Here is a 25795-nt window from a genome sequence, read left to right on the forward strand (position 1 = left end):
ATGGAAGTTCAAAGAATGGAAAGGTTTTTCGAATATGGCCAGTTGAGGCTCAGCGATCCGGACCCCGGGATGACGCCGGAGCAGGTGCGCGACTTCTACGCGGCGGTCTACCCGGAACTGGCCCAGGCGGTCGTAGGGGAGCCGGAACGCCGGGGAGCGACCCAGGTCTACAAGATCACCCGGGCGGTCGGAACCAAGGGGGGCGAGCCATCGCCCCCCCATCTTCACATGCAGTGTTCCGTCCTGCTCACCGTCGAGCAGTTGGCAGAAATATCGGAAGCAGGTCTTGAGGAAGAGAAAGGAGGAGCATGCCCGCACGACATACTCACGCGGTTTCTGGGAACGATACAACGGGATTCAGAACGAATGCCCCAGGAGGGGCCGCTCCCCGGCCGATTTCTCCCCCTGCTCCATTAATTCCCCTTCCAAAGCTCGATCCGATGTTCGCGACGGTCGACTACGCCGACAGCGGCCTTTCCGCCGGCGTCCTTGCCCGGGCGGGCTTGTGGATCTCTCGGGCTCTTCGCCGGAGCCGCTCCATTATGCCAGGTCCGTGGACCGATTCGATGCGGCCGGATCGGATTCAGGTGGAACTGGAGGCGTGGCTCACAGGGCTGTGCCATGATATCCGATCGGAATGCTTCGGTGAAAGCGGACATCGGGTGGAGACCGGAAAATCGATCTCCTCGCGATCGTGCGCGTTGATCGTCACGCATCCGATCGAATGCAATGCGCTCTTCTGCGATGTTCTCCCTGAGATCGGGCGGGCCGACAAGCGATTGGTGGAGGCGGTGGTGGCCGCCTTGCAGACGCTGGCGTGGGTGAAGTCGTATTACACCTATGACGACCAGATCGAGCGGTGCCAGGATCTCTATGAGGAATATCTTCACGAAGCGGAAAAGGGGAGCGAAGACGAGAGATATTTTCAGGAGAGACTCATGTGGCTTCAGAACGGCATCCCCTCGGCGTACCGGTTTCTCTTCCGGGGGAAAGACAAGCCGGTCTTTCCGGAGTTTCCGCCCCCTTCCCCGGAAGACTCCTGGTTATACGGATGGCGCCTCTGGGCGGAGGAGGTCTGCCAGATCAGCGCGAAGTGGACCCGGCCCATCCGGGAGGAAGCGGAGTCTGCGGACCGCTACGACGAGAATTTCTACCCGGAGTATCTTACACCGATCCTCTGGTCCACCTCCGATCTGCTGGTCGAAGCGTTCGAACAGGAAGTGCAAGGGCTTTATGAGAATTGTCTTGGATCGAAATCGGTCTTTCCGATCAAGAGCGCTCAGCAGGTTTCCGAGGTCCTCGCGGATCTCAGAAATCTTGGAGAGTGCTTTCGGCTGCATCTGAAAGCGTGCTCTCTGGAGAGGCCTCCGATCGCCCCGAGCAATGGGCGAGCGCCAGAGGAGGGTGAAAATGGCACAGACACTTCATCTTAGCGCCGCACTGCTCTACTACACGGGAGAAGATCCCCTGCCTGCTGAAGCGATCCATTACTGGCAGATCCATCCGATCGAGATGTCTGAAAAGGGGATTCCGCTCCTGAGGGAAGGGAGGCCCGTTCAGATGAAAGACCTGGAATCTCTTTGCAAAGCAACCCTGCCGAATCTGATCCAAAACGTCGGATGGATCGATCCCGCTTTGCTGGCCTATGGAGCGGGAGTGGAAGGGCCCCTGGTCTTCTTCCGGCCGGAAGTTCGAAGACCCATCTATTTCGGCCGGCAGACGTCGCTGAAGTCTGGCATGGTTCTATGGCCATCGCTGGTGATGGTGGCATTCTGCCGGAAGCTCTATGTCTTCGCGACGAAGGGCCGCATGCGGCCCACACAATCCACCTCGCTTCTGATGGCCCCTTTTCTTAACGTCGACGTCCATCATGAAGTCTGTCTGGGGTCAAGCCGGCTACCGAATGGGTGCAGGCCTCAGAATATGGAGGCCTGGGCCGAAGCGTTTTACGCAAGCGCTTTCACCCACAACAATGCCCCGGATCACCACTTCCTGAAAAAAGGGACGATGGTGGAACTCTGGGAAGCGCTGCTTTCGGGTAAACTAAAACGCTTTCCATATCACCTTTTGAAACCAGCCGGGATAACTCTCCGGCAGCTTCTACAAAGGATCGGATTGGATGAATGCAAAAGATGAAATTCTTCAAACACGTCTCCCCACGGTGATGGTTCCGGTGTTTGAGCCGTTACCGGTCTTGAAAGCAGGGGAGACGCGGCTGTTGATGGCCGAGGACGGTTTGTGGATCGAAGCGGAGGGGGACTTTGGACACTTCCGCCGGCCCCTCTGGAAGAGCCGAAGAAAATTACCCTATGGACAGGTTGAGATAGCATCAGAGCTTCGCTGCGGCCCCATCCCACGGAAATTGGTCGAGCGATTCGCCGAGCTGGCCAACGAATGGACCGAATGGGGATGTGAGACCGCAGCCTGGATCACCTGGGGTCCAAACGTTGGTTGGGAGCTTCTAGAGCCGGAGATTCTGATTCGTGCGGCGGTCTCGGTACGATATACGTGGCCCGATTTAGGTCCCGATACCGCACTTGTTGTAGACCTTCACAGCCATGGAATCGGATCCGCATTCTTCTCCCCAACCGATGATCAATCCGATCTGGGCTTCCCCCATTACTCGTTGGTTTTGGGCCGCTGCGGCAGGGGAAGGCCGCTCACTCAGCTTGATTGCAAGCTGCGGCTCTGTCTTGCGGGCTACTATTTCGACGAGCTGGTCCCTTGGATCCATACCTGATTTGGAGAGACCCGTGCGGCATTATGTCGGTTTCAACAACAACTTGCGGCCGGTGGAGATCCATCTGGTCGGCTGCGGGGGGACAGGGAGCGCCCTCGCCGTCCGGCTGGCACAGATCAATACCGCGCTGATCTCCCTGGGACATCCAGGGATGAAAGTCACCGTTTATGATCCGGATCTGGTGAGCGAGGCCAATATCGGCCGGCAGATGTTCTATGCTGCGGACATCGGCCATCCGAAAGCTTCGGTCCTGGTGACTCGGATCAACCAGTGCGCGGGGTTTTCCTGGGAGGCGGCGCCGATGAGATACTCCCCCAGGGGCGGTCGTTCTCCGAACCTGGTGATCAGCGCGGTCGACACCGGCAAGGCGAGAGTGGAAATCGCGGAGGTCATCCGGAAGGGAACCGCCTGTTCTAACTGGCTCGATTGTGGGAACAGCCGAAGCCAGGGACAAGTGGTTTTCGGAACCGTGCGCGGGGTGGAGCAGCCGAAAATAAAAGATGTGATCGGGCGGCTCCCGACGGTGATCGATCTCTACCCGGAGATCAGAGACCCTGCGCGGGAGTGGGATCAGGGGCCTTCGTGCTCTCTGGCGGAGGCGATCGAGCATCAGGATCTCTTCATCAATCAGTTTGTCGCAATCGAAGCGGCGGAGATGCTCTGGAAGGCCTTTCGATACGGTTTTCTGGAGTATTCCGCGGCGTATGTCAGTCTCACTCCACGGAGTACCTCGGTTCTTCCGATCGATCCGAAGGCGTGGGAGCGGTTCGGATATCGGACCTTGCGCAGAAGGAAGAGGAGAGCGGCGGACTGAGTGATCATCGACATGGGAGGAGAATTAAAAGATAATTAAATGTGTAAGCGGACAGGCCGTTTGGGTTGATTCCCGCGGCGGCTTGACTTAACTACGACCGGTCTATATACTGGTCTATATGAAACGAAATAACGGGGAAAAACCATGAAAAGAGAAATTGGTTCCTACGAAGCGAAGACGAAGCTTCCAGAGTTGCTGAGGCAGGTCAGGGCAGGAAAGCGTTTCACGATCACAAGTCGGGGGGAAGCCGTCGCGGATCTTGTGCCGAGCGCTGGGGCGAAGACAAAAGACAAAGCTGCGGCGGTGAGAAAGATGAAGGCGTTCATGCTGGAGAATCCGGTGCGCGGGGTGAACATCAAGGAGCTGATCGAAGAGGGGCGGGCGTGAGGTTCGTCATCGACAATTCCGTTTCGATGCGATGGTTCTTCGGAGACGGCAAGCCGCAGGAGCTCGCCTATGCCACGGAAGCGCTTGACGCGATGCGGGAGGGAAGCGCGCTTGTCCCGGTCACATGGGGGCTCGAAGTGGCGAATGTCATCGCCCGGGCGGAAGCGAAGGGATGGGTCACCGAGGCTCGCAGCGAGACCTTCCTCGGGATGCTTGAAGAGGTGGAGATCGAAGTCGATGATGCGACTTTCTCGCATGCGCTGTCGGAGACCCTTCAGTTGTCCCGGCGTTACCGGCTTTCCGCTTATGACGCCTCCTATCTTGAACTGGCGTTGCGGGAGGGGATCCCTCTGGCGACGCTGGATGAAGATCTGCAGAAGGCGGCCAAGAAGGCGGGCGTAAAACGATTTGCAAGAAGATAAGTGAAAGGCATAACGCTGCAACGCAGATCCGCGAGCGCCTTGCGGTCCTGGAGTCGAGGGTCGCCACGCTGAGGCATTAAGGTTTAGACGAAAGCAGATTAACGTGAAGAGGCCCGGTTTCCCGGAGAGGGAGGCTGGGCCTCTTCCTTTTTCAGACCATGATGGAGATATGCATGAGCGAGAGCGCAGTCAAAGAATTGCAGAAGGCGATAAAACAACTTCAGAGGTTTCAGAGAAAACTCAAGGAAGCCGAAGATCGCCCGGACGAGATCGAGGAATTGGTGGAAGAGGAGGCATCCAATCTCTGGAAGCCGGTCGATCCGATTCAGCGTATCCGAATACCGGCCGCCCCGGAGATTCGGCTCCCTTTTTTCGTCCCCGGGCGGCAGAGAGAAGTCTCTCACATCGAGGCCTCTCCTCATGAAGCGGGGCTCTTCCTCCTTCCCTACACAAATACGTTTCGGGAGCGATTCATCGAACGATTCGGAGAGAAGGTCGCATCCCTGAAGCGGCTGATGCAGAGATTGCGGGATCTGGAACTGCAATATTACCAAGAAGTCAGGGCGCAGGCCTCTCAGAGTGAAGATTCCAACAAAGAGAAGAAGAATGAGAACTTCGAGCGCCTGGAGAGTGATTACAACTTCTTCAAATACCTCCATACGGTGACCCTGGATAACAGCAAGTTGGGACGGCTCTTTGACGAGATCGGATCGCACCTGGGTGGAGATTCTCTTCAGGATAAAGGGATCGTCGGATTTCTGAAAAGTTTAAAGGTCGACGGCAGGACCAGCGACGCTCTCTCGGAGGTCTTGTCGACGTTCGATCAGATCGCCCCCTTGTGCGTCAATATGTATCTTTCCTCCATCGCCTCCTGGGCCTCTCTGTCCAACTTCATCTCTGCCGAAGTAAAGAAGCTCGAGAGGGAGATGCTCGATGGAGTAGGCCCTGAGATTTACCGGCCTGATTATCTTGCCTTCCGGGAGACGATCAAGCGGACCATAGAGGGGTTATCGGGAGCGCCGACCTCCATGCAGGAGAAAGCGCTTTACTATGCCTATCTGAGTTTTCAGGCGTACCTATCGGAGAAAAGAAAGGATCCCTTCCGGCTGAATAACTTCGCCCAGGTCGGCGCCGGCAAGACCTACACCACGCCGATCTTTCTGAAGATGTTCTCCGACCAAATTCGTGAAAAATGGGAGAAGCGGCAACGCCAGCCCATCAAACTGCTCACACTCTATTTCACCGAGGCGAACCTCTGCCAGAATGTCATCAACTCCATGGTCGAGATCGATGTCCCTCAAGACGCGCTGCATCAGATCCAAATGAAGAAGCTACCCACACTTTCCGTGAAGGACGGCGATTGCGTCGTCCTCAGCCGCCATGAGTTTGGGCTCAAGGAGGAGGAAGAGATTATTCGGCCGCTGGAGATCCTCGTCCGAAGAGGGTTTCAGTTCATGATCGTGGCCGATGAATCGTCGTTCTTGAAGAACTCCGAGAGCGGAATCTCGTATGCGATGGAGCGCCTTTACGCCTATCTGCGGCGAAGAGGGGTTCTCTGGGTGGACTATCGCCTCTCCGCCACCCCCACGAACAATGACACAGGCGATTTCCTCTATCTGCTGGCGACGAATCGGATTAACATCGGCTCCTTTCTTCATGCCGATCCCGAGATTGCGCTGAAAATGGAGGTGCATCTGGCCGCAGGACAGGAGCGCTCCGATCCCGAGCACAGGATCACATTGAACCAGCTCCTGAGACTGTTGAATCACGGAAGTTCCCGGACCGGAATTCTCTTGATGATGAACCTCGTCGAAAAATCGGCGAAGAGCACACAGGACAAAGGCGGAGAGAACGGAGAGAAAAGAGGAGAGGATACGGAGAAGTACGTCCTGGAACTGGTCTATACCGACTGCGCAGGTGCTGTTCTTGCGCTCTATTACATGGCGGTTTACGACTCGCATCGTTTCAACATCCCCTCCTGGCTGGGAAAGGATAAGGAGGGTCACAGTATCGAGCCGACTCTGCTTGACGTCATGAATAAGCTCGGCGTCGGCTTTACCAGAATTACTCAGCCGACGGAAGAGAGAGTGAAGCGTCTCATCGGGCTTGAGCGGCCTCTGGTCCATCCCGGATCGCGGGAGATGAACTGCCTGATCCCCTGCCTCCCTCTGCTCAAAGAGATCGCATCTGCCTTGACCTACGATCGGGCGTTAAACGCCGATGAAGAAGTTCATTTCCAGATCAACGCCAAACAGCTGAAATCGAATCTCCTGGAGGCGGTTACCAATCTCGAGGTGTTGGAGAAGATCAGAGAGTTTCTCAATCTGATGATGTTCGTGAATCTGGTCCGAAAGGTCAGAGGCAGTCAGCGCGCCTGGTGGACGGTCGGAGAGGCCGTGGAAGCGGAATTCCGGAAGCTGCGCTTGGAATTCGTGGCGGCCTATGCGCAGGTTCGGGGCTTCCCGCTGATCCAGAAAGAAGAGGTGGTCCGTCGGAAGGTTCATAAGGGGTTTCAGATCGTCGAGGAGACGGAGTGCTACCCGTACTTGGCGATCGAGTCGCATAAAAAGGGCGACCTCATTCGTCTTTTGCGAGGTCTTTCTCAAGAGGGGCTATTGGGGCATCGGCTCCTGGACGACCTAGCCCAGTATTTTGCTCCGGTCCGTTTTTTTGAGATGGTCGATCTTCTGGAGGAACGGAAGACCGAAGGAAAGACCCTGCGAGAGAGGGAGAAGCTCGATGAGGAGATCGAGAAAAAGCGATCCCTGATCACGGAGATGCTGATCGACGCCTTGGGGCTCTCTTGCGAGATTGGGGAGTATGCAAAGGTGCTGGCCCTTTTAGAGGGCGATGTCACAGAGCTTCCAGCGGAAGAAGACGGCCTGCTGCATTTTCGGCCGTCGATCCTCTCGAAATACCCGATCTTTTTAAAGGAGGTCCTCGATCTGCTCAAGAGTGTGCTGGAGGATCTGCCGGGGTCCGAGCAGTTTGCTCTCGCGGATGTGATTTCGGATATCGGCAGTGAGAACGTCGATTTGGCGCAGACCCTGGCCGAATACGGGATCATCTTCAAGGCCTCCGAGTCGGTCAATTTCCCGCTGGTCTTGCGGTTTGCAGACCGGATTCTACAGAAGCTCGGGTCGATCTTTGCAAAAAAGGAGATACAGCTGACCCTCCGGGAGGAGGATGTCGATGGCATCCGGCGGACCATCGCGAGGAGCGCAAGCTTTGAGAATTTCGCAAGGAAGCTCTCACAGATGGCGAAGGTTCATGAATCTCCAGTGTTGATCTCCTGCCGCTATCGCTTCTCCCAGAAAAGTATCGCGGCAACGACCGGGGCGATGTACTCGGTGACCGGGGAGACGGATAAGGCGGAGCGGTATCGCATCTTGGAATCGTTCGATCATCTGGATGAGAAGATGGGGCGGGTCTTGGTAGCGACCACCCGGTCGATCATGAAGGGATTCAACCTGTTCTACGCCCAGTACGGCTGCATGAGTGAGGGACTCGACAACGCCGAAGTGCGGATGCAGATGGCGGGAAGGCTTCGGCCCTTATTTCCGCAGCATCTCGAGGAGATTCAAAGGATGTTGCAAGTATTGAGAAGAGAGAAGCCGGGAGCGTCGGCAATCCGGCATTTGGATCGGTTGTCGAAGAATGTGAAAGTCTTCGATGTGATCTCGCCGCAGATCATATCGGGTTTTCCGGATATTCAGAATACGAAAGCATTTCTGCTTCATACCTTTCTTTTCTCCCAGACCCATCAGCGATCTTTTCCGGCTATCTTCTCTGATGAGGAGGTCTTCCACTATGTCGACACCGAGCCCGTGTTTTCCGCAAAAACGGTGGAGACCTTCTGCCGGAAGATCATCGAAGAAGCGATCGAGGGATATATTGGAAAACTGCATGGGAGGAAGGAGATTGCGGTTTCGGAGCTGATCGAGATGATGGAAGAGGAGATTGAAGCAGTCGCCTGCGAGAATATCAAGGCATCGAGCTATCTTCCTCTGCTTCAGGCGGCGTCATAAGAGATTTTTGTTCTTGAAAAAGGGTCCCTCCGGTTGGGGGGGCCTCTTTTTTTTGCCTTTTTTCTGGCATATTTGCCGAAACCATCTAAGGGAGGAATCTATTGAAAGTGAAAGCCGATCAGATGGATAACGATCAGTTCGATACGATCCAGGAGATTCTGAACAGTTACCGCTATACTGCCGGAGAGAAGGGATATGTGAAGTTCCAGCACGGCATGCCGGGTGGCTTCCACGCAAATTTCTAGGGGCGATCGCGCATGCAGATGATGAGAATCAATTTCGTCTGGAGGGTCGTCTATATAGATGTTGATTCTAAAACAACACCGTGCTTGAACCTCTCCGCGCTTACTCCAGGTTCAATCGAGGCTTGACAGGATCTAAAAGTTTAGGTTATATTACAATTAATCAATTTATATTGATATATAGGAGTCTGTCCATGATTCAGGATGAGTTACTCTCCGCCCAGGTGGCCCTCTTCTCGGCGCTCTCCGATCCGACCCGGCTTCAGATTTTGAAATTGCTTCACCAGAAAGGGCCGATGCATGTGACCAAAATATATGAAATGCTAGGAAAGCCGCAGAATCTGATCTCCCATCATCTCAACTGTCTCAAGACCTGCGGGTTAGCGGCGGTGGAGAAGCAGGGTCGAAAGGCAATCTATCGGATTGCCGATCCTGAAATCGATCAGATCCTTGATTGGGCGGAAAAGCAGGTGGTTGCCCAAGCCGAGCGGATTCTTTCCTGTAGCCTGGTCGGGAATCGGGCGTCGAGGCGCACAGGAAAACGATCGGGAGGAAAACATGGCTAGTGAGACCTACATTAAAACCGGCGGAGTCGGAGCCGTCATTGCCGCGATCTGCTGCTTCACCCCTGTGTTGGTGATTCTGCTAGGGATCATCGGCCTCGGGGCAATCACCGGGTATCTGGATTATGTGCTCCTTCCGGCCCTTTTGATCTGCCTGGGATTATTGGCCTATGGAATCGTCCTTCGAAAGAAGGAGCAGGCGGCCTGCTGCGATCAAAAAAACCTTTCGGAGGGAGGGCGTCCATGAAAGAGGGATGGTCCACTATCGGCGGGCTCTTCTCTGCCTTTCTCTCCTCGGTCTGCTGTATCGGTCCTTTGATCCTCTCCGCCCTCGGGATCGGGGCCGGGGCGACCGGGCTTCTCGGAGGATCGGCCCGTTTTGCGGCGTCGATGGTTCCTTACCGGCCCCTCTTCGTTCTATTAACCTTTGCCTTTTTGGGTCTGGGGTTCTACAGCGTTTACCGAAGGCAGCCTATTTGTGGTGGAGCCTCGGCCTGCTCTCCGGAGCGGCTTAAAAGGACAAAGCGCATTCTGTGGGTGATCGCGCTTATTTCACTGATCCTAACGATCTCCCCTTATTTATTGGCCATCGGATCTTAAAGGGGCTCAAACAATAAGAGAAACATCGCTGTAATGATCAGATGGACGCTTTTTATTTTTTCTTTCGTTTTCTTACGCCCTGTCCGATGAGTTGAAGATGAGTTGAAAAGGAGCGGATCAAATGCAATCTCTCAATCTTTCTGAGATCGCCACGACATTGAAGGAGGGGCTTCGGGAGAGTCTTTTCCCAGACAAGATCGGACTTTTTCACCCTCTCTTGCGCCTCTTGGCAAAAGGGAGCCCCGTAGCCCTCGGCCAAATTGCCGCCACGCTTCATCTCTTCCCTAGCGACGTTGCCGCGGCCCTTGGTATGTTGCGAAACGTCGAGTTTGATCAGGACGGGAACATTGTCGGCGCGGGGATCACCCTGAACCCGACCCGGCACCGTTTTGAGGTGAATGGCCGGAAGCTGTTCACCTGGTGCGCGATGGACACGTTGATCTTCCCGATGATTCTCAACCAAACGGCCCGTGTGGCGTCGACCTGTCCTGCGACCGGAATCACGGTCCGGCTGACGGTCACACCGGGGGGTGTGGAGCACCTCGAACCCGCCGACGCCGTTGTCTCCCTGCCCAAGCTTTCAGAAACGTGTTGTGATGTGCGGGCGAACTTTTGCAATCAGGTCCACTTCTTCAGTTCCTCCGACGCCGCGTCGGCGTGGCTCTCCGAACGCCCCGGAGCGACGCTTCTTTCCATCCAAGAGGCGTGGCGAATCGGAAGTATTTTGGTGAGCTCCCTTTTCAGGAGCGATTTGGAAATAGGTGGGACCCTTGAGTGTTGTTAATCTTTTTAGGAAGGAGGCCGTTCATGATAAAAGGTTTTATGAAAGCTTCCCTGTTATTTTCAGTCCTGTTATTCTTGGTCACCGGTGCGCCGGCAACCGATCACTTCAGCCTTGCGGAGGAACCCGGTGCTCTTCAAACGATCACCTTGAAGATCGACGGGATGGATTGCGGCGCTTGCGCGAAAGAGATCCGATCGGCTCTGATGGAGAGGCCGGGTGTCAGGACGGCGGAGGTAAAGGTCAGGAAGAAATGGCTTTTCTTCGATGATTTTTCAGATGCGCGGGCCGTGGTCGAATACGAACAGAGCAAGACGACGGTGGATGATCTGATCAAGGCGGTGGAAGGGGCGAGCAATTCAATGTTCACCTACCATGCCCGGCTCATCGAGTAAAAATATAAGGAGGTCATAAATAATGATGAAAACAAACCAAGAAAAAGCAGAAAGCGACACCCTCTTCGTCGAAATGCGGAAACTCTCCCCCCGGGTCACCGGGGGAATCATGCGGGCCCGGGAGGCCTCGTATGAAGACGGGAAAGCGCCCGGAAAGTACAAACTCCTGACCGCCCTGGCGATCTCCATTGCGATCCGGTGTGAGCCCTGCATCCGGGCCTACGTGAAGATGGCCGTGGAGCGCGGAACAACCCAAGAGGAGCTGATCGAGTTCCTGAATGTAGCGATGACGATGCAGGGATGTCCCGGCGAGGAGTGGTCGATCAAGGCCTATGCCGCCTATAAAGAGATCGCCGGCGGGAAAGCCCCTTCGGACAATGAGACCTCCTGCTGCGGACACTGACGCTCCCTTAAATGTAGTCAAAGGATCGAGGCCGAGATCGGCAAGAGGTATGTGAGCCTCATGGGGAGCATCAAGGTCCATTCGAATCAATTTTATTTTTTGACTTGTGGATGGGGCTTTGGTTTTCAAGAGGAGAGGGAATCATGAAGGATCGCGTTCAAGTGACCCTGAGGATTGAAGGGATGACCTGCGACGGTTGCGCCCGGCACGTGACCGAGGCGCTCAAATCGGTCGCGGGGGTGGAGGAGGCGACCGTCTCGAACTGGCAATCGGGAAGGGCTCAGGCGATTGTCGGTCCAAACGTCGCCGATCGGCCATTAATCGACGCCGTGGCGCGCGCCGGTTATCATGCCCTGGTATTGCAGCGCCAGTCTCTGCAAAAGGGGCGACGGGCTCCCAAAGCCAAAGGGGCCGACTTCGACCTCTTGATCCTCGGCGGCGGCTCGGCCGCCTTCGCCGCCGCGATCAAAGGGGCGGAATTGGGGGCCAAGGTCGCCATCGTGGAGAAGGGGACGATCGGCGGGACCTGCGTCAACATCGGCTGCGTCCCCTCTAAAACGTTGATCCGCGCGGCCGAACTCTGCTACCGCTCCGCCTATCCCAATTTCGAAGGACTGGCCGCTTGTCCGCCTCCCTCGGACTGGGCGCGGGTCATTCAACAAAAGGACGATCTCGTCGCCTCCCTTCGGGAGGGGAAGTATGTCCGTGTCGCAGAATCCCATCCGAACATCTCGATCATCAAAGGAGAGGCCCGGCTGGCGGGAAACCGACAGGTATGGGTGAACGGCAAAGGCTACACCGCCGGCAAGATCGTGATCGCGACCGGCGCCCATCCCTGGACCCCGCCGATCCCCGGTCTTGCGGAAGCGGGGTATCTCGACAGCACCGATGCGTTAAGCCTTCCGGCCCTCCCGAAGTCGATGATCGTCATCGGCGGCGGGGCGATCGGTCTGGAGCTGGGTCAGCTCTTCACCCGATTCGGGGTTCGGGTCATCCTCTTGGAAAGCGCCCCCCACATCGCGCCGGGAGAAGATCCGGAGCTCGGAGCGGCCCTAGCCCGGTATCTCCAGGAAGAAAAGATGCAGATCCATACCGGGGCGAGTATCATCCGGGTGGAGAGAGGCCCGGACGGATACCGCGTCGATGCCGAGGTGGCGGAGGCGTCGCGGAGCTTTGCCGCCGAGCAGCTCCTCGTGACGACGGGGCGCCGTCCGACGACGGAAGGGTTCGGATTGGAGGAGGCCGGCGTCCAGATGGGAAGGCGGGGCGAGGTCCTGGTGAATCAACATCTTCAGACCAGCCATCCAGAGATCTACGCCGCCGGAGATGTGATCGGCGATCCGATGTTCGTCTACGTGGCGGCCTACGCCGGAGGGCTCGTCGCCGAGAACGCTCTTGCTGGAATCGGCCGGGTCTATGATCTATCGACCGTGCCGCGGGTGACCTTCACCGATCCCCAGATTGCGAGTGTGGGGCTCACGGAAAGCCAGGCGCGCGAAAAAGGGCTTTCGGTCAAGACAAGCGCGCTGAGCCTGAAAGAGGTCCCCAGGGCGATTGCCGCCCGGAACACGCGGGGCCTGATCAAACTGGTTGCGGAGGAAGGGACAGGAAAGCTCTTGGGGGCCCATCTCCTTGCGGCGGAGGGGGGAGAGATTATTCAGGAGGCGACCTTGGCCATCCGCTTCGGTCTGACGAAGCAAGACCTCATCGACACCTTTCACCCTTATCTCACGATGGCGGAGGGGCTGAAACTCGCCGCCCTGACGTTCGATCGTGATGTCAAAGCGCTTTCCTGTTGCGCCACCTGATCGAATCCAGCCGAAAAGAGCCCTTGACCCTTCCAGTGACTGGAAGGTTTAAATAAAACCATGAAAGCAGAAACGCTCTTTCATATCGGAGATCTTTCGAAAAAGACCGGCGTTCCTACCCGAACGATCCGGTACTACGAAGCGATGGGACTTCTGCGTCGGCCCGTTCGCAATCGCCATGGATATCGGCTCTACGCTTCGGAAGCGGCGGAGCGGCTCCGGTTTATCAGAGCAGCCCGAGGGGCTGGGTTTTCGTTGAATGAGATTCGGGAGATCTTGAACATCGCCGACGAAGGGGAGACCCCCTGTCGATCGGTCCTTCAGAGGGTCCGTCACCGATCGGAAGATCTCGATCGGCAGATCGCCAAGATGATCGCGATGAAATCCAGGCTCGAAGGGCTCTTGAAGCGATGGACAACGGATCTTCCGCGACCGACCCCAAAGGAGATCTGCCCGCTGATTGAGAATCTAAACGAGAAGGAGGAATAGAAGATGGCAATCAAGAGGAAAATTGAAATCTTTACCGCCGGCTGTCCGCTTTGTGACGCGGCGATTCAGCTGGTCAACGAGATCGCCTGCCCCCGCTGCGAGGTGTCGGTCCTCGATCTGAGAGAAAAAGGGGCGATGGCGCGGGCCCGCGCGATTGGGGTTGTCTCCACTCCCACGGTGGCGGCCGACGGCCGCATCATCGACTGTTGCAAAAGGGGAGAGGTCGATCGCGCGGCCCTTGCTGCTGCCGGCGTGGGACAGCCATAAGAGGTTTGCGATGATCCGGCGCGTCAAGTTGGGAGAAACGGTGCTGTCTAAACAGCGGACGGTGTTTGTCCTTCTGATCCTGGCGACGCTCCTCTCCCCTCTGGTCGGTTGGGCCAAGGAGAGGATCACGGTGGAGGTGTCGGGTCTCTCTTGTCCCTTCTGCGCCTTTGGCCTGGAGAAGAAATTAAAACAGCTTCCGGGCGTGGAGAAGGTGACGATCAAGGTGAACGAAGGGGTCGCCGAGATCGATGTAGCCGAGGGGAAGAAGATGACCGAGGAGCAGGTCGAGCAGGCGGTCAAAGAGGCCAGCTTTACGCCGGGGAAGGTGAAGATCGAAGAAGATGAAGGGGGCGCGCCGTGAGCGTCCGAAAGTGGAGAAGGATCCATGTTCTATTTTTTGTGGCGGTGGTCCTCTTGATGGGAGAGTCGGCCTTTGCCCAGGGGCCGCCGATCAACACGGAGACTGCCCTGCTGGCCGGCTTCACCAACGCCTTTCGGACCTTCGACCAAGAGATCGACCGGTCGGGCGATCTGCCGGGGGGAGTACGGGGGGACCTTCATGTCCGTGCCGTTCCGATGATCTTTCCTTATGCGATCACGCAAGGGAAGCTGGTGATTGCGGGTGTCATCCCTTATTTCAATAAAAAGCTTGACCTCCATCGACCCGCCGGAACAACCCGGCTTGAAGAGAACGGCTTCGGCGATCTTCGTCTCTTGGCCGAGTATGCTTATTACATCAAAGATGAGAAGGAGAAGACCACCCGCGCCATGGTCATCGGCGGATTCGACCTGCCGACCGGGTCCCATGGCGATCACAATCTCCCCCCAGGGCTCTGGAACGGGAGCGGCGCGACAAATTATCTGATCGGGACCGCCTTCTCGTATATTCCGGCCCGATGGGGATTTTATACCGACCTGATCTATCGGATCACCACGGAGGGAAGCGGTTTTGAATTCGGCGACACCCTCCGCTACGACCTGGCGGTCGGTTATCGCCCCTGGCCGGCGATCTACGAGATCTATCCATCTCCTCAGGTCAACCTCTTCTTAGAGCTCAACGGCTTCTGGGAGCAGAGGAGTCGGGATTTTCGTCCCCCCGGCAGCGGCAACAAGGTCCCCGACTCCGGCGGGAACACGATCTTTCTTTCTCCGGGAATCCAGTGGGTCCCGACGGGGCGGGCCTTTCTGGTGGAAGCCTCGGTGCAGATTCCGACCGTCGAGAATCTCAACGGGGAGCAGCTTGAAACCGACGCTCAGTTCAACATCGGTCTTCGATGGTTGGTTTTTTAGAGGAGCAGAATGGAGAGCCGACCGATCCTCTTGCTATTCATCTTCCTTCTCCTGGAGATCGGCTCCCTCGCCTTTGCGGGGGAGGTGCAGTGGATCGCTTCGTTTGGCCACCCTGGTAAAGAACCGGGCGAGCTGAACGGACCTTATGACGTGGCAGTGGGCCAGGATGGAGCGCTTTACATCACCGATGCCAACAATCATCGCGTTCAGAAATGGGATCGGGAAGGAAAACCGCTCCTGGTCATTGGAAATGAGGGTCAGGGAGAGGGGGAATTTGAAAAGCCGACCAGCGTGGCGATTGCCCCCGATGGCTCCCTCTACATCAGCGACTATTTTCTTGATCGGATTGCGAAGTTCACCCCCTATGGAAAATTCCTTCTCCAATGGGGGAAAAACGGAAAGGGGGAGGGAGAGTTTGATTCCCCTTCCGGGATCGCAATCGATTCCAAAGGGAATGTCTATGTGATCGACACCTACAACCATCGTGTCCAGAAGTTTACCTCGGATGGCACGTTTCTCTTGCAATGGGGAGGGCAGGAAAAGGTGAACAACATCCGATCGGCCCTAAACTTCTTCTGGGATGAAGGTCTGGAGGGGAAATTCTACTTTCCTGCCAAGATCGCGGCCGGCCCCAACGATGAAATCTATGTCTCAGACTCCTATAACAACCGGGTACAGGTCTTCTCACCCGACGGGACATTCTTGCGAAAGTGGGGTGGGATGGGGCTCTGGGGAGGCCGCTTCCGGGTGTCCTCGGATATCGCCTTTGATCCCAACGGAAATGTGTATGTGGCCGATTTCTACAATCACCGTGTCGAGAAGTTTGATCCCCAAGGGAAGTCCCTCGAACAATTTGGATCCAAGGGAGAAAAGCAGGGGGAATTCAACGGTCCCACCGGGCTGGCGATCGATGCCGACGGCTTTATCTATGTGACCGATTTTCATAACGCGCGGATTCAAAAGTTTCGATAAGAAAGATCAGGAGCGATCATGAAAGAAAAAAATCGAAACGCGACCGACATTGCCATCGAGTCGGCCGATGTGGTCCTGATCGGCGAGTGGCTCGGCGCAGTCGTCGATGCCTACCAGATCGGCAAAACCTCGTATCGGAAAACCTTCAGAACCTATCCCTCGCCTTTGCCTTCAACGGGATCGGCGGGCCGCTCGCGACGACCGGCCTCGTTCACCCGGTCTGGGCAATGGTGGCCATGCTTGCCAGCGTCAGCGCGGTGCTTGCCAACTCCTTCGCCGGGCGGCTGCTGCCGAAGCGGTGCCAGGGCCGTTCCGCGCAGCTTACCCTCAAGATTTCCAATATGCACTGAAGGGTGCCTGGCGGCGATTCGGGGGGCGGCCTGCAAACTCAAAGGGGTCGAGGAGGTCACCGGCGATCCGAAACGTCAGATCGTGACGGTCACGTACCGGAAGGGGGAAGCGGTCCCGGACGGCATCCGCGAGGCGATTATCGAGCGGGGGTTTCAGGTCGCCTAAATTTTTAGGAGGAAGATCATGCGACGTATTCTCGTCGTCACAACGCTTGTCGTGCTTTTAATGGCTGGGTTCGTCCTGGCCTCTGCCTCGGTCACACCGATGGGGGAGGCGATGACAGGGCCGAGGCCCCGCCCGTGAAGGGGTTCTCCGAGGGGATCGAGATCCGCTGCATCCCCACCGAGACGTCCAATCCGAAGATTGCCGAACTGCTTGCGGACATGATGGATTCGCCCGTTCTCGTCGTTTTGGAGGTGGCCGAGGCGCCCAAATCGATGTTGGCGGAGGAGAAGCAACGGTCGAGCAGCCGGGTGTGGTGATCAACATGCCGCTACTTACCTGGCCCGGCGGAAAACGGTGAGAAGATGATGGATCACAGAAGAAGGATACGAGGAGGGATTGCCAATGATGGATGGAATGATGGGGTCGGGGATGATGGCGTGGATGCTCCTGTGGGGGCTGGTGGGACTGGCCCTTCTGGTCCTATTGATTGCGGGAATCGTCTGGGTCGTCCGATGGGGGTTTTCTTCCACCCAAGCGCGATCTTCCGAACGCGCGATTGAGCTTTTGAAGGAACGCTATGCGCGTGGTGAGATCAGTAAAGAGGAGTACGAGGAGAAAAAGAGGGATCTCGCGGCATAAACGGGGTGAGGGTCGCTGCGGTTTCTGGGAGGGTTGCGGCGATGATCTTGTTTCCACGCCTTCTGGCGGCGGACGGGGGAGCGCTCCTCGTTCCTAAATTTTTATAAGTGTGTGCCCCCTCATCGGTGGATGCCAACGGCTTCATCGATGTCGCCGATTTTCATAACGCGAGGATTGAACCTCCCCCGCCGCTTAGTAGTCCATCCTACATCTTTTTCGACGGCCCTCGCTTACGCTTCACATTATGCTGAAAGTTACCGATACAGATCGAAATTTTGAATCGCCCAAAAGAAGGATATCCGATCGTGAGGATCGTCTCGACTTGGAAGAATCTCTATTATAGAGAATAGGGTGGTTTCTTGAACTTTGCCGATTTGGAGGACGACAGTAAAGCGTAGATCCGATCTAATTCAGCGATCTGGATAGGCTCAAGGTCGCCTGCGATCTTGGCAGGCGATCAAAGGCGCGTGTAATTAATGAGGTCAGTGAAGGAGGATCTCTATGGCAACCTATTTTGAACGAAAACAAGTAACAGCGGGGGAGGTGGTTTACGCGGGGGTCCTCGCCGGGATTATCGCCGGAATTATTATGTCGATGATTGCAATGACGTTCGCAGTCATGATGGGGCAGGAGATCTGGGCGCCCCCCAAGATGATCGCCGTCACCTTCCTGGACGATGCATGGATGGAGCGCCCCGGGTTTCAGATGACGCCGATCCTGGCCGGTATGATGATCCATTTTGCGACGGCGATCGGCTTCGGGGTGATCTTCGCCCTCCTTGGCGGCCGCCTCTCCTATGGCCGGGCGATCGGCTGGGGCATTTTCTACGGCCTGGCGATCTGGCTCTTTATGCAGTTCTTCTGGCTGCCGATCGTCAATCCGATGATGGCGCAGATGCCTTATCTTCCTTTTGCGATCGAACATGCGATCTTCGGAGGGTTTTTGGGGAGCTATCCGGCGTTTCTCCCCTCCGCGGCGGAGAGTCAGGCCAAGGCGGAAAGGGAGCGGCGGGCCGCGTAGACTAAGAATCGGCGAGGTTGATCTCAGTCATTCTGGGCGGGCTTTTTCTAGAATTTCCGACAGGAACAGGGAAAACCCCACAAGATGGATACCCTTGCGCATCAATGCGTGCGCGAGATCGATCCCTTCCGAATCAATGAAAGTGACCTCTGAAAAATCGAGGATCAGTCTTCTCTGCTGAGAGAACCATCGATCGGATTCGCCTCTGAGAACATTCACCCATGGACCAACGATGCGCCCCTCCAGTTTCAGGGTGATCGTCTTCTCATCAGAATCAACCAGGCTTACTTTGAACATGGTTCCGTTTCGAATCCGTTCACGGCTTTTTGTACAAGGGGGCGTCATCCGAGCGCATCATCGGCCCATGTCGGCGCCGTGGTTGGCAACCAGGGTAAACCTCTCCAGATCCAGGATGGTGATGAACCGTTGCGACTGCTGAATCAGGCCCTGACGCCTAAAATCACTCAGAATCGAGGTCACGGTCTCTCGGATCGATCCGATGAGGTTCGCAAGCTCCTGGTGCGTCACCTTAAATTGGAGCCGCACGTTGTTCCCCACGGGTTCTCCAGTTTCGGAGCAGAGATCGATGAGAAACCGCGCCAAACGCTGACATTTCCAGATTCAAATTGACCCTGATACTTGAAGCCTGTTTTCCTCCGACATCCGCATGAGTCTAGATCGGGTGATTGACTCTGCTACCCATTTGGGATTATGATTCCCGCCATGCTGAAAAGCAAGATCTGGTACCTTCAAAGAATTAGACTCTTTAAAGAGATGACCCCCGAAGAGATGGAAGAGCTTGATCGGAAGGTCCAGATGGTATCGGTCAGGAGAAAAACGGCGCTCTTCTTCCCAGGAGATCCAGGCCAGCATGTATACGCCTTGAAGGAGGGTCGCGTCAAGATAGGGCGGATTTCAAAAACCGGACGTGTAGTAACCCTTGCCATTTTGGAGCCGGGGGAGATCTTCGGGGAGACGGAGCTTTTTGACGACACGTCACGGAGCACCCTGGCGGAAGCGCTGGAAGACAGCAAGCTCTGTGTCATCCCGAAGGATCACTTTCTTTCCATCCTCCGCAAAAAACCGGAGGTCTTTTTTCTCCTTACCAAGATGATCTGCTCACGCGCGAAGCAAATTGAAAGCCGTGTGGAAGACCTCGCCTTCCTGGATGTTCCTTCCCGGCTGCTGCGTCTTTTAACCCAGCTCTCAAGAGACTATGGGAAGAACCTCCCCCGGGGGATTCGCCTTGAACTTAAAATTACCCACCTTGAACTGGCCAACCTGATCGGATCCATCCGAGAGACGGTCAGCGCTACGTTGGGAGAATTTAGAAATCAGGGTCTCATTGATTTCGACGGCCGGCGGATCGTCCTTCTCCATCCGGACCGCCCCAAGCAGAAGACCGCCTGAGCCATCCCTCCCCGTATTCCGTCCAGGTGCTGTAGCCTTGCTTCCCATCCTGTCAACCGACATCTTTAAAAGCGATCAACTCCCTCTCGTGGACTCTCGCTGAACCCCTTCTGGGCCGTGAGGGTGAAAATTTATTTCGTAGCCTAACCTACATTTTGTTTTGATCAGATCGTTTATTCTTGCCCCATGATTGTTCTTGAACTCTTCATTTCACCCGGTTGCGTTTCGGCCCCTTCCGCGCTGGCTCTGGCGGAGGAGGCGGTCCGTCGCGTTCCGCGAGTCGATCTGATCGTTCGATCCGACCGCCAGGACCGAGCGCGGGCGAGGGAATTGGGAATCTTCATTTATCCCAGTTTTGTGCTGGATGGAGCGCTTTTTTCAATTGGAGAGCCGGGGTTGGAGCGATTAGTCCAAGCCATGGAGGAAAAAATCAGAGAGAAGGAGGAGCAGATGGCCACGATTAAACTCGTCGATGAAAAAGAGGCCGACGAAAAAGTAAAAGCGATTTATCAGGAGATCAAGAAGACATTCGGGATTCCGTTTGTGCCGAATCTTTTCAAAGCGATGGGGCACAACGCCGGCCTTCTGGAGGCGAACTGGAGGCGATTTCTCCAGGTCATGGGGCAGGGGACATTGGATCGTAAAACCAAAGAGGTCATCGCCCTCGCCGTTTCCGCGACGAACAATTGCGGCTACTGCATCGACGCCCATACGTCGGGACTCCGCCGGATGGGGGCGGACGACGCCCAAGTCTTGGAGATCATGGCCGTTGTCGATCTCTACAATGGGTGGAATAAATTCCTCGACGGGTTGAAGGTTGAATCCGATCTTGGCTAGAGGAAAGTGAATCATTCGCCACCGACATGTCACGGCAGGCGACACGCGAAGCGTGAAAGAAAATCCTGACTTTTAAAGGAGAACGCATATGAAGATCATCAGTAATAAGATTATTTATGGCATCGCCCTTTTTCTCATTGCCCTATCCACGGCTCACGCTGCAATTCCGGAAAAAGTAACACTGACTCCGGAAAAGGCCGGCGGAGGAGCCAAAGGAGAGGCGGTCATCAAGGAAAAAGGGAAAGATCAGAAGGAGGTCACGGTCCATGCCACCGGACTGAAGCCGAATTCGGTCTACACCGTCTGGGTGGTCAACATGAAGCCGAAGATGGACATGGCCGGCGTCGGCGAAGGGGATTACTCCTTCAAGTCCGATGCCAAGGGAGAAGGCCATTACACCGGAACCATCTCATTGTCAGAGCTGGAGAAGTGGCAGCTGCTTGAGATCGCGCTTCATCCGGACGGCAATCCGAAGAACATGAAGAAGATTGAGATCGCCCTGAAGGGGGATCTGAAATAAAACGGACGGTATGATCCGATGATTCCGCTCGAAAGGTCGATCCGATCGGACACCGTCAGCGGAATCATCGGATTTTCTTGGAGGAGACGGAGTGAAATCGAACAAAACGCGGGCAGCACTCTTTCTTCTCATTCTGATCGGTCTGATCACAGTTGTTCGCGCGGCCGGGCTGACCGATTACTTCGATCAGCAGCGGCTTCAAGATGCGATTGGCCGCTGGGGGATCTGGGGGCCGCTTGTTTACATTCTGATCTTCTCCGTTGCCCCCGCTCTTTTTCTTCCGGGTTTTCCCATTGCAATGGCCGGGGGCCTCGCATTCGGGCCGATCTGGGGAACCGTTTATGCCTCGGTCGGATCGAGTCTTGGAGCGGGCGTCGCGTTCCTGATTGCCCGCTATTTTATGCGGGATATCGTAGTAGAACGTTTGGGGGAGCGTTGGAAGAAAATTGATGAGGGGGTCACACGGAGGGGTTGGGCCTATGTCGCGATCACACGGTTGATTCCTCTCTTCCCCTTCAATTTTTTGAATTACGCCTTTGGCCTGACGAAAATCGGATTCGGAACCTTCTTCTTCGCCACGACACTCTTTAAGCTCCCCGGCGTCGCGGCCTATGTCGTCTTCTCCAGTTCGTTTCTCGATTTAATACAAGGGAAGATCTCCTTCGTATTTCTGATCGGGCTTGTCCTGTTTCTACTCGTTTCATTGACCCCGTTTTTATATCGAAAATGGAGAGGGGCCAAAGCTTCGCTCCCCACCGGGATGGGGATGATGGCTACGACCTTTCTTTTGGCACAGATCTAAAGAATGAGGCGATCTGAGACGGCGATTTTCCGCTTCATTCGGCGGCGAAGCAAAAGGACGACTCCGCCCTTAGAAATGAAGATCATCGAAGAGAGTAGAAATGCCTGGCGATATTCGAGATCGGGCCTCAAAAATAAAAATAGGGGGTTGATTCGAATGGCAGAGAATGGGGACAAAGCCTCCACTGCAAAATGGTTGATACTCGGCCTCTTTATCCTGGGCATTGGAGCCTTTTTTTATCTCGATCTCGGGAAATTTCTCACGCTGAACGCGCTGAAAGAAAACAGAGACGCGCTTCAAAGCTATACCGAGTCTCATTATCTATCCACCGTGATCTTTTTTATTCTGATCTATTGCATCCAGACGGCCCTTTCACTTCCGGGGGCGACGATTCTCACGCTCGCCGCCGGACTCCTCTTCGGCACCCTGTTGGGGACTTTGTATGTGAATTTGGCCGCCACATCGGGGGCGACGCTGGCCTTCCTGGCGGCCCGATATCTGTTTAGGGACCTGGTGGAACGAAAATTTGGAAAGCGGCTGGAGCCGATTCATGAGGGAATCCGTCAAAATGCCTTTTACTATCTTCTGACGCTCCGATTGATTCCTCTTTTTCCGTTCTTCCTGATCAATTTGGCTTCGGGTTTGACGCGAATGAGTTTGAGGACGTATGTGATTGCGACGGCCATCGGGATTGTTCCGGGGAGTTTTGTCTATGCCAATGCGGGAAGACAGCTTGGAACGATCGATTCGTTAAACGAAATCGGCTCGCCCAGGGTCATCGGCGCCTTTGTCCTCCTGGGACTCTTGGCGTTGTTGCCGGTCGTCTACAAAAAATGGAGCGGGAAGGCCGTAGCGGAGGCGCCTGAAAACGAAAAATAGGAGAAAGCCCTGGGGGTGGCGATGAATGGAATGGAAAGTGAAGCCTAACGGAAAAGGAGGGAGATGAAGCGATATCACCGGGTGGTCATTGGGACGGGAAGCGGCGAATTTACCGCGCTGATCTCTCTGATCTCTCTCTTTTACCGAAAATGGAAAGGGGCCGGAGGGGCCCTGCCGGTTTGGATCGCGCTCTTTCTCGGCCTCTCGCTTTTGCAGGCGCCGGCGCTGACCGCGGGCGCAGACGAGGCGTTGCGGCTCATCGGCGACCGTCGCGGAGAGAATGACTGGCCGGAGGCATGGCGGGCGTTAACCTTTCAGAAGGTCCCGGCGCACACGGAGTATACCCTGCTTCACGAGGAGGGACGACCGGTCATCCGGGCCGTCAGCCGAAACGCGGCGTCGGGCCTCTACCGGCCGCTCGATCGTGACCCGAAAGTCTTCTCGGTCCTCTCCTGGTGTTGGAAGATCGACCGGATCATCTCAAACGGGGATGAGACCAGAAAGGAAGGAGACGACTACGCCGCGCGGATCTATGTGACGTTCAAGTACGATCCGGACAGAGCCACCTTTTGGGAGAAAGCGAAATTCGGCCTCATCAAAGCGGTCTACGGCGAATACCCGCCGAAAGGGGCGATCAACTATATCTGGGCCAACCGTCTTCCCAAGGGGAGGACGATTCCGAACGCCTACACCGACCGGGCGCAGATGGTTGCCGTGCAAAGCGGAGAGGAGAAGGTCGGAGAGTGGCTTTGCGAGGAGCGGAACCTCTACAGCGATTATCAACGGCTTTTCGGGGAAAAACCGCCGGCCATTTCGGGCGTGGCGGTGATGACCGACACCGACAATACCGGAGAGGAAGCGGTCGCGTATTATTCCGATATCGTTCTTCGGACGGCGGGAGGAGGAAAGTGACCGCGATGGAATGCGGGGCAGGCATACCCCTTTTCGGTAATCGGGCCGTTTCGGGCTTGACCTTTCCGCTCCTCTTACATGGTTTTGGAGGAGATCGATCCGCTGCATAAGAAAACGCGATCGTCTCAAAGGCGTTCAACCTTAACCGGTAATGACGAGGCAGATTCACTCACCCCTCTTCAATCTCGAGGGAAAGCAGGAGTAAAAAAATGGACAGATTCCCCGATTTCGCCTTAGAACAGGGTCAAACGACTGATCTTCTGGAGAGACGACAGAATAGCAGACGGATTTCAGATCGGGTAAATCATGTAAGCAGTCGAATCGCATTTTTCCCCGCGAGCTACCTTGTCTATTTTCTAACGACCGCAGCGGTGATCCAGGGGGTCGTTCTCCTCTCCCGCCGTGTGGATGCCCCTCTCCTTTTCGCTGAGAACGGGCCGGTGGAATGGTTTCAACTCGTGCTGCTGTTTGCCTGCTTTGGCTGCCTGCAGACCGCCGCATTCCGTATCGAAGAGCGACGCGAGATTTTCCATCTCCTGGCGCTGCTCCCCTTGGCCTCTGCCGTGCGGGAGATGGATGCAAACCTTGACCGCTATGTATTCGATGGTGCGTGGCAGATCATGGTTGCCATGGCGGCCTTCTATGCGTTCTTCTTCATCCGGCGTCACCGCCGGAGCGTGGCAGCACAACTGCAACCGGTTCTCGCATCCGGGCCGTTCGGGTTTCTCTTTGCCGGATTTCTCACCGTCATGGTATTTTCCCGGCTCATCGGGCAGCAGCTCTTCTGGCGGGCGGCGCTTCAAGAGCAATACCTGCGGCTGGTGGGCCGCATCGTCGAAGAAAGTTCCGAATTGTTCGGCTACCTGCTCCTTCTGTTTGGATGTATCGAAATTTTGAGGTCATCTTTTTCCGACACGGCGATCCGTCGGCCTTTATACCGGGAGGAATGATGACTCTAAAAGGGGGTGTCTTCATTACAATGGGAGAGGGGGATCGATCAGACCGTATTCGCCGCGGTTTCGCGGCGGCCCTTGAGAGGAGAGCAGACCATGGATGGGATGTGGGGAATCGTTTTGGCGGGAGGTCGCGGGCGTCGTGTCGAGGAATTCATCCGGGAGCGGTCGGGCCGGTCGTGTCCGAAACAGTTTTTCGCCTTCACCGGTCGGCGGACGATGCTTGAGCATACCCTCGACCGGATGGAGCGGATGATTCGGGCGGATCGGATCTTCGTTGTCGTCGGCGCGGAACATGCTCCTTATGTAGCGTCTCTTTCGAAAGCCCGACCCGCTACCCGTTTTTTATTCCAGCCGCGGAATCGAGAGACCCTCCCGGGAGTTCTTCTGCCGCTGGTCCATGTCCTGAACCGGAACCCCGAAGGGAAGGTGGTGATCTTTCCATCGGATCACTTTGTCTGGGAGGAGACGCGATTCATCGACCCGATCCGGTGGAATGTTCGACTGCTCGATTCTTTTCCGGAGTCGTTGACGCTTCTCGGCATTCGTCCGGATCTTCCTGAGCCGGAGTACGGATGGATTGAGCCTCGGCGGGTTGTTTGCGAGTCGGACGGTTACAGCGCCCTCTCCGTCGGATCTTTTCATGAGAAACCGGCGAAGAGGAAAGCGCGCGCCTTGATGAAGCTGGGAGGTCTCTGGAATACCCTCATCTTTGCCGCTCGAGCGGCCACGCTCTATCGCCTCGCCCGAAGCGCGGCGCCGGAGATGGTCGGCTGCTTTGATCGCCTGATAAATGATATCGGCGGCGCCGGGGAGGGGGCGACCCTTCAGCGGATTTACACCGAGATGGCGCCCGCGAATATTTCGAAGGATCTTTTTGAGAAGATCCCCGGCCACCTTCTCGTCACGCCGGTTGAGGAAGTCGGCTGGAGCGACTGGGGAAGCCCGGAGCGGATTGTAAGGACCCTGCGGAGGTATGGAAAGGCGCTGCGTCTGAAGGGAGCGGCTGATTCACGGGGGGAGGGGTCCGAAAAGGACAACTGGGAGAAGATTCAGCAAAGCGGTGCGTCGGTCTGATGGAAATGCCGGTTCAGGAGTTTGGAAGA

The 25795-nt window shown here is 55.9% G+C and carries 34 protein-coding genes and 1 pseudogene; 33 read left to right on the forward strand and 2 right to left on the reverse strand.

Annotated features, from left to right (window positions below; all coding sequences use genetic code 11):
* From MNODULE_RS05710 to MNODULE_RS05835, 25 genes and pseudogenes are all read left to right on the forward strand, one after another.
* Nucleotides 1-417, forward strand: coding sequence for a PRTRC system protein C (locus MNODULE_RS05710; RefSeq protein WP_168058487.1), 417 nt, complete (start codon nucleotides 1-3; stop codon nucleotides 415-417).
* Between the two features lie 125 nt (nucleotides 418-542).
* The gene (locus MNODULE_RS05715) at nucleotides 543-1433 is read left to right on the forward strand and encodes a hypothetical protein (protein WP_168058488.1); all 891 of its coding nucleotides are present in this window, start codon (nucleotides 543-545) and stop codon (nucleotides 1431-1433) included.
* The gene (locus MNODULE_RS05720) at nucleotides 1411-2136 is read left to right on the forward strand and encodes a PRTRC system protein B (RefSeq protein WP_168058489.1); all 726 of its coding nucleotides are present in this window, start codon (nucleotides 1411-1413) and stop codon (nucleotides 2134-2136) included. Before MNODULE_RS05715 ends, MNODULE_RS05720 begins: the two co-directional genes overlap by 23 nt.
* Nucleotides 2120-2740 (forward strand): PRTRC system protein A, encoded by a 621-nt coding sequence (locus MNODULE_RS05725; protein ID WP_168058490.1) that lies wholly within the window; start codon nucleotides 2120-2122, stop codon nucleotides 2738-2740. Before MNODULE_RS05720 ends, MNODULE_RS05725 begins: the two co-directional genes overlap by 17 nt.
* Before the next feature lie 13 nt (nucleotides 2741-2753).
* A complete protein-coding gene (locus MNODULE_RS05730) occupies nucleotides 2754-3554 on the forward strand; it encodes a PRTRC system ThiF family protein (protein WP_168058491.1) in 801 nt (266 codons plus the stop codon).
* Between the two features lie 144 nt (nucleotides 3555-3698).
* Nucleotides 3699-3941 (forward strand): type II toxin-antitoxin system Phd/YefM family antitoxin, encoded by a 243-nt coding sequence (locus MNODULE_RS05735; RefSeq protein ID WP_168058492.1) that lies wholly within the window; start codon nucleotides 3699-3701, stop codon nucleotides 3939-3941.
* Nucleotides 3938-4363 carry a PIN domain-containing protein gene (locus MNODULE_RS05740; RefSeq protein ID WP_168058493.1) on the forward strand — a complete coding sequence of 142 codons (426 nt, stop codon included), beginning with the start codon at nucleotides 3938-3940 and terminating at the stop codon, nucleotides 4361-4363. Before MNODULE_RS05735 ends, MNODULE_RS05740 begins: the two co-directional genes overlap by 4 nt.
* 173 nt (nucleotides 4364-4536) lie before the next feature.
* Nucleotides 4537-8391, forward strand: coding sequence for a DEAD/DEAH box-containing ATP-dependent helicase (locus MNODULE_RS05745; protein WP_168058494.1), 3855 nt, complete (start codon nucleotides 4537-4539; stop codon nucleotides 8389-8391).
* A 101-nt stretch (nucleotides 8392-8492) separates the two neighbouring features.
* Complete coding sequence (locus MNODULE_RS05750) at nucleotides 8493-8636, forward strand: hypothetical protein (protein WP_168058495.1); 144 nt, start codon at nucleotides 8493-8495, stop codon at nucleotides 8634-8636.
* Between the two features lie 191 nt (nucleotides 8637-8827).
* The gene (locus tag MNODULE_RS05755) at nucleotides 8828-9199 is read left to right on the forward strand and encodes an ArsR/SmtB family transcription factor (RefSeq protein WP_168058496.1); all 372 of its coding nucleotides are present in this window, start codon (nucleotides 8828-8830) and stop codon (nucleotides 9197-9199) included.
* Entirely contained in the window at nucleotides 9192-9443 is a 252-nt protein-coding gene (merF, locus tag MNODULE_RS05760; RefSeq protein ID WP_168058497.1) for a mercury resistance system transport protein MerF, read from the forward strand. Before MNODULE_RS05755 ends, merF begins: the two co-directional genes overlap by 8 nt.
* Nucleotides 9440-9796 carry a mercuric transporter MerT family protein gene (locus tag MNODULE_RS05765; protein ID WP_168058498.1) on the forward strand — a complete coding sequence of 119 codons (357 nt, stop codon included), beginning with the start codon at nucleotides 9440-9442 and terminating at the stop codon, nucleotides 9794-9796. Before merF ends, MNODULE_RS05765 begins: the two co-directional genes overlap by 4 nt.
* 121 nt (nucleotides 9797-9917) lie before the next feature.
* On the forward strand, nucleotides 9918-10580 hold the full coding sequence (gene merB / locus MNODULE_RS05770; RefSeq protein WP_168058499.1) for an organomercurial lyase MerB: 663 nt from the start codon (nucleotides 9918-9920) through the stop codon (nucleotides 10578-10580).
* A 23-nt stretch (nucleotides 10581-10603) separates the two neighbouring features.
* The gene (locus MNODULE_RS05775) at nucleotides 10604-10972 is read left to right on the forward strand and encodes a heavy-metal-associated domain-containing protein (RefSeq protein WP_168058500.1); all 369 of its coding nucleotides are present in this window, start codon (nucleotides 10604-10606) and stop codon (nucleotides 10970-10972) included.
* Between the two features lie 22 nt (nucleotides 10973-10994).
* Nucleotides 10995-11375 carry a carboxymuconolactone decarboxylase family protein gene (locus tag MNODULE_RS05780; protein ID WP_168058501.1) on the forward strand — a complete coding sequence of 127 codons (381 nt, stop codon included), beginning with the start codon at nucleotides 10995-10997 and terminating at the stop codon, nucleotides 11373-11375.
* Between the two features lie 143 nt (nucleotides 11376-11518).
* Nucleotides 11519-13183, forward strand: coding sequence for a mercury(II) reductase (gene merA, locus MNODULE_RS05785; RefSeq protein WP_168058502.1), 1665 nt, complete (start codon nucleotides 11519-11521; stop codon nucleotides 13181-13183).
* A 60-nt stretch (nucleotides 13184-13243) separates the two neighbouring features.
* Entirely contained in the window at nucleotides 13244-13672 is a 429-nt protein-coding gene (locus tag MNODULE_RS05790) for a heavy metal-responsive transcriptional regulator (protein WP_168058503.1), read from the forward strand.
* Nucleotides 13673-13675: 3 nt separating this feature from the next.
* Entirely contained in the window at nucleotides 13676-13939 is a 264-nt protein-coding gene (locus MNODULE_RS05795; RefSeq protein WP_168058504.1) for a thioredoxin family protein, read from the forward strand.
* A 10-nt stretch (nucleotides 13940-13949) separates the two neighbouring features.
* A complete protein-coding gene (locus tag MNODULE_RS05800; RefSeq protein ID WP_168058505.1) occupies nucleotides 13950-14300 on the forward strand; it encodes a heavy-metal-associated domain-containing protein in 351 nt (116 codons plus the stop codon).
* Entirely contained in the window at nucleotides 14297-15229 is a 933-nt protein-coding gene (locus MNODULE_RS05805) for a transporter (RefSeq protein WP_168058506.1), read from the forward strand. The genes MNODULE_RS05800 and MNODULE_RS05805 overlap by 4 nt, the downstream gene beginning before the upstream one ends.
* A gap of 9 nt (nucleotides 15230-15238) precedes the next feature.
* Nucleotides 15239-16201: an NHL repeat-containing protein gene (locus tag MNODULE_RS05810; protein WP_168058507.1), complete on the forward strand. Its 963-nt coding sequence runs from the start codon at nucleotides 15239-15241 to the stop codon at nucleotides 16199-16201.
* A gap of 42 nt (nucleotides 16202-16243) precedes the next feature.
* Nucleotides 16244-16551 (forward strand): annotated as a pseudogene (locus tag MNODULE_RS25415) (hypothetical protein); the annotation flags it as partial.
* Between the two features lie 300 nt (nucleotides 16552-16851).
* Nucleotides 16852-17034, forward strand: coding sequence for a hypothetical protein (locus MNODULE_RS05825; protein ID WP_168058508.1), 183 nt, complete (start codon nucleotides 16852-16854; stop codon nucleotides 17032-17034).
* 85 nt (nucleotides 17035-17119) lie between these two features.
* Nucleotides 17120-17356, forward strand: coding sequence for an SHOCT domain-containing protein (locus MNODULE_RS05830; protein ID WP_168058509.1), 237 nt, complete (start codon nucleotides 17120-17122; stop codon nucleotides 17354-17356).
* A gap of 501 nt (nucleotides 17357-17857) precedes the next feature.
* The gene (locus MNODULE_RS05835) at nucleotides 17858-18376 is read left to right on the forward strand and encodes a hypothetical protein (protein ID WP_168058510.1); all 519 of its coding nucleotides are present in this window, start codon (nucleotides 17858-17860) and stop codon (nucleotides 18374-18376) included.
* Between the two features lie 27 nt (nucleotides 18377-18403).
* Here the strand turns inward: MNODULE_RS05835 and MNODULE_RS05840 are convergent, their stop codons facing one another.
* Both MNODULE_RS05840 and MNODULE_RS05845 read right to left on the reverse strand, forming a co-directional pair.
* On the reverse strand, nucleotides 18404-18673 hold the full coding sequence (locus tag MNODULE_RS05840) for an STAS domain-containing protein (RefSeq protein ID WP_168058511.1): 270 nt from the start codon (nucleotides 18671-18673) through the stop codon (nucleotides 18404-18406).
* A gap of 57 nt (nucleotides 18674-18730) precedes the next feature.
* Entirely contained in the window at nucleotides 18731-18979 is a 249-nt protein-coding gene (locus MNODULE_RS05845; protein WP_168058512.1) for a helix-turn-helix domain-containing protein, read from the reverse strand.
* A gap of 120 nt (nucleotides 18980-19099) precedes the next feature.
* On the opposite strand from MNODULE_RS05845, the gene MNODULE_RS05850 reads away from it, so the two are divergent.
* The 8 genes from MNODULE_RS05850 (at nucleotide 19100) to MNODULE_RS05885 (ending at nucleotide 25766) form a co-directional block, all read left to right on the forward strand.
* Nucleotides 19100-19786 (forward strand): Crp/Fnr family transcriptional regulator, encoded by a 687-nt coding sequence (locus MNODULE_RS05850; protein WP_168058513.1) that lies wholly within the window; start codon nucleotides 19100-19102, stop codon nucleotides 19784-19786.
* Between the two features lie 186 nt (nucleotides 19787-19972).
* Nucleotides 19973-20623 carry a carboxymuconolactone decarboxylase family protein gene (locus tag MNODULE_RS05855; RefSeq protein WP_168058514.1) on the forward strand — a complete coding sequence of 217 codons (651 nt, stop codon included), beginning with the start codon at nucleotides 19973-19975 and terminating at the stop codon, nucleotides 20621-20623.
* Nucleotides 20624-20711: 88 nt separating this feature from the next.
* The gene (locus MNODULE_RS05860) at nucleotides 20712-21143 is read left to right on the forward strand and encodes a hypothetical protein (RefSeq protein WP_168058515.1); all 432 of its coding nucleotides are present in this window, start codon (nucleotides 20712-20714) and stop codon (nucleotides 21141-21143) included.
* A 91-nt stretch (nucleotides 21144-21234) separates the two neighbouring features.
* Nucleotides 21235-21945, forward strand: a complete 711-nt coding sequence (locus tag MNODULE_RS05865) for a VTT domain-containing protein (RefSeq protein ID WP_168058516.1) — start codon at nucleotides 21235-21237, stop codon at nucleotides 21943-21945.
* Nucleotides 21946-22101: 156 nt separating this feature from the next.
* Nucleotides 22102-22824 carry a TVP38/TMEM64 family protein gene (locus MNODULE_RS05870; protein WP_168058517.1) on the forward strand — a complete coding sequence of 241 codons (723 nt, stop codon included), beginning with the start codon at nucleotides 22102-22104 and terminating at the stop codon, nucleotides 22822-22824.
* A gap of 63 nt (nucleotides 22825-22887) precedes the next feature.
* Nucleotides 22888-23736, forward strand: a complete 849-nt coding sequence (locus MNODULE_RS05875) for a DUF3047 domain-containing protein (RefSeq protein ID WP_168058518.1) — start codon at nucleotides 22888-22890, stop codon at nucleotides 23734-23736.
* Nucleotides 23737-24176: 440 nt separating this feature from the next.
* On the forward strand, nucleotides 24177-24686 hold the full coding sequence (locus MNODULE_RS05880; protein WP_168058519.1) for a hypothetical protein: 510 nt from the start codon (nucleotides 24177-24179) through the stop codon (nucleotides 24684-24686).
* A 99-nt stretch (nucleotides 24687-24785) separates the two neighbouring features.
* Nucleotides 24786-25766 (forward strand): sugar phosphate nucleotidyltransferase, encoded by a 981-nt coding sequence (locus tag MNODULE_RS05885; protein ID WP_168058520.1) that lies wholly within the window; start codon nucleotides 24786-24788, stop codon nucleotides 25764-25766.
* Nucleotides 25767-25795: the final 29 nt, after the last annotated feature.

Origin of the sequence: Candidatus Manganitrophus noduliformans, assembly GCF_012184425.1 — a bacterium.
In the GTDB taxonomy this organism is placed as follows: Bacteria; Nitrospirota; Nitrospiria; order SBBL01; family Manganitrophaceae; genus Manganitrophus; species Manganitrophus noduliformans.

Excerpts from the sequence above, each read along its gene's own strand:
- MNODULE_RS05745 (WP_168058494.1), top strand. The coding sequence starts at position 4,537 with ATGAGCGAGAGCGCAGTCAAAGAATTGCAGAAGGCGATAAAACAACTT.
- MNODULE_RS05855 (WP_168058514.1), top strand. The coding sequence starts at position 19,973 with ATGATTGTTCTTGAACTCTTCATTTCACCCGGTTGCGTTTCGGCCCCT.
- MNODULE_RS05885 (WP_168058520.1), top strand. The coding sequence starts at position 24,786 with ATGGATGGGATGTGGGGAATCGTTTTGGCGGGAGGTCGCGGGCGTCGT.
- MNODULE_RS05810 (WP_168058507.1), top strand. The coding sequence starts at position 15,239 with ATGGAGAGCCGACCGATCCTCTTGCTATTCATCTTCCTTCTCCTGGAG.
- MNODULE_RS05765 (WP_168058498.1), top strand. The coding sequence starts at position 9,440 with ATGAAAGAGGGATGGTCCACTATCGGCGGGCTCTTCTCTGCCTTTCTC.
- MNODULE_RS05780 (WP_168058501.1), top strand. The coding sequence starts at position 10,995 with ATGATGAAAACAAACCAAGAAAAAGCAGAAAGCGACACCCTCTTCGTC.
- MNODULE_RS05830 (WP_168058509.1), top strand. The coding sequence starts at position 17,120 with ATGATGGATGGAATGATGGGGTCGGGGATGATGGCGTGGATGCTCCTG.
- MNODULE_RS05800 (WP_168058505.1), top strand. The coding sequence starts at position 13,950 with ATGATCCGGCGCGTCAAGTTGGGAGAAACGGTGCTGTCTAAACAGCGG.
- MNODULE_RS05735 (WP_168058492.1), top strand. The coding sequence starts at position 3,699 with ATGAAAAGAGAAATTGGTTCCTACGAAGCGAAGACGAAGCTTCCAGAG.
- MNODULE_RS05720 (WP_168058489.1), top strand. The coding sequence starts at position 1,411 with ATGGCACAGACACTTCATCTTAGCGCCGCACTGCTCTACTACACGGGA.
- merA (WP_168058502.1), top strand. The coding sequence starts at position 11,519 with ATGAAGGATCGCGTTCAAGTGACCCTGAGGATTGAAGGGATGACCTGC.
- MNODULE_RS05775 (WP_168058500.1), top strand. The coding sequence starts at position 10,604 with ATGATAAAAGGTTTTATGAAAGCTTCCCTGTTATTTTCAGTCCTGTTA.
- MNODULE_RS05715 (WP_168058488.1), top strand. The coding sequence starts at position 543 with ATGCCAGGTCCGTGGACCGATTCGATGCGGCCGGATCGGATTCAGGTG.
- MNODULE_RS05795 (WP_168058504.1), top strand. The coding sequence starts at position 13,676 with ATGGCAATCAAGAGGAAAATTGAAATCTTTACCGCCGGCTGTCCGCTT.
- MNODULE_RS05850 (WP_168058513.1), top strand. The coding sequence starts at position 19,100 with ATGCTGAAAAGCAAGATCTGGTACCTTCAAAGAATTAGACTCTTTAAA.
- MNODULE_RS05755 (WP_168058496.1), top strand. The coding sequence starts at position 8,828 with ATGATTCAGGATGAGTTACTCTCCGCCCAGGTGGCCCTCTTCTCGGCG.
- MNODULE_RS05710 (WP_168058487.1), top strand. The coding sequence starts at position 1 with ATGGAAGTTCAAAGAATGGAAAGGTTTTTCGAATATGGCCAGTTGAGG.
- MNODULE_RS05790 (WP_168058503.1), top strand. The coding sequence starts at position 13,244 with ATGAAAGCAGAAACGCTCTTTCATATCGGAGATCTTTCGAAAAAGACC.
- MNODULE_RS05840 (WP_168058511.1), bottom strand. The coding sequence starts at position 18,673 with ATGTTCAAAGTAAGCCTGGTTGATTCTGATGAGAAGACGATCACCCTG.
- merB (WP_168058499.1), top strand. The coding sequence starts at position 9,918 with ATGCAATCTCTCAATCTTTCTGAGATCGCCACGACATTGAAGGAGGGG.
- merF (WP_168058497.1), top strand. The coding sequence starts at position 9,192 with ATGGCTAGTGAGACCTACATTAAAACCGGCGGAGTCGGAGCCGTCATT.
- MNODULE_RS05870 (WP_168058517.1), top strand. The coding sequence starts at position 22,102 with ATGGCAGAGAATGGGGACAAAGCCTCCACTGCAAAATGGTTGATACTC.
- MNODULE_RS05835 (WP_168058510.1), top strand. The coding sequence starts at position 17,858 with ATGGCAACCTATTTTGAACGAAAACAAGTAACAGCGGGGGAGGTGGTT.
- MNODULE_RS05875 (WP_168058518.1), top strand. The coding sequence starts at position 22,888 with ATGAAGCGATATCACCGGGTGGTCATTGGGACGGGAAGCGGCGAATTT.
- MNODULE_RS05725 (WP_168058490.1), top strand. The coding sequence starts at position 2,120 with ATGAATGCAAAAGATGAAATTCTTCAAACACGTCTCCCCACGGTGATG.
- MNODULE_RS05860 (WP_168058515.1), top strand. The coding sequence starts at position 20,712 with ATGAAGATCATCAGTAATAAGATTATTTATGGCATCGCCCTTTTTCTC.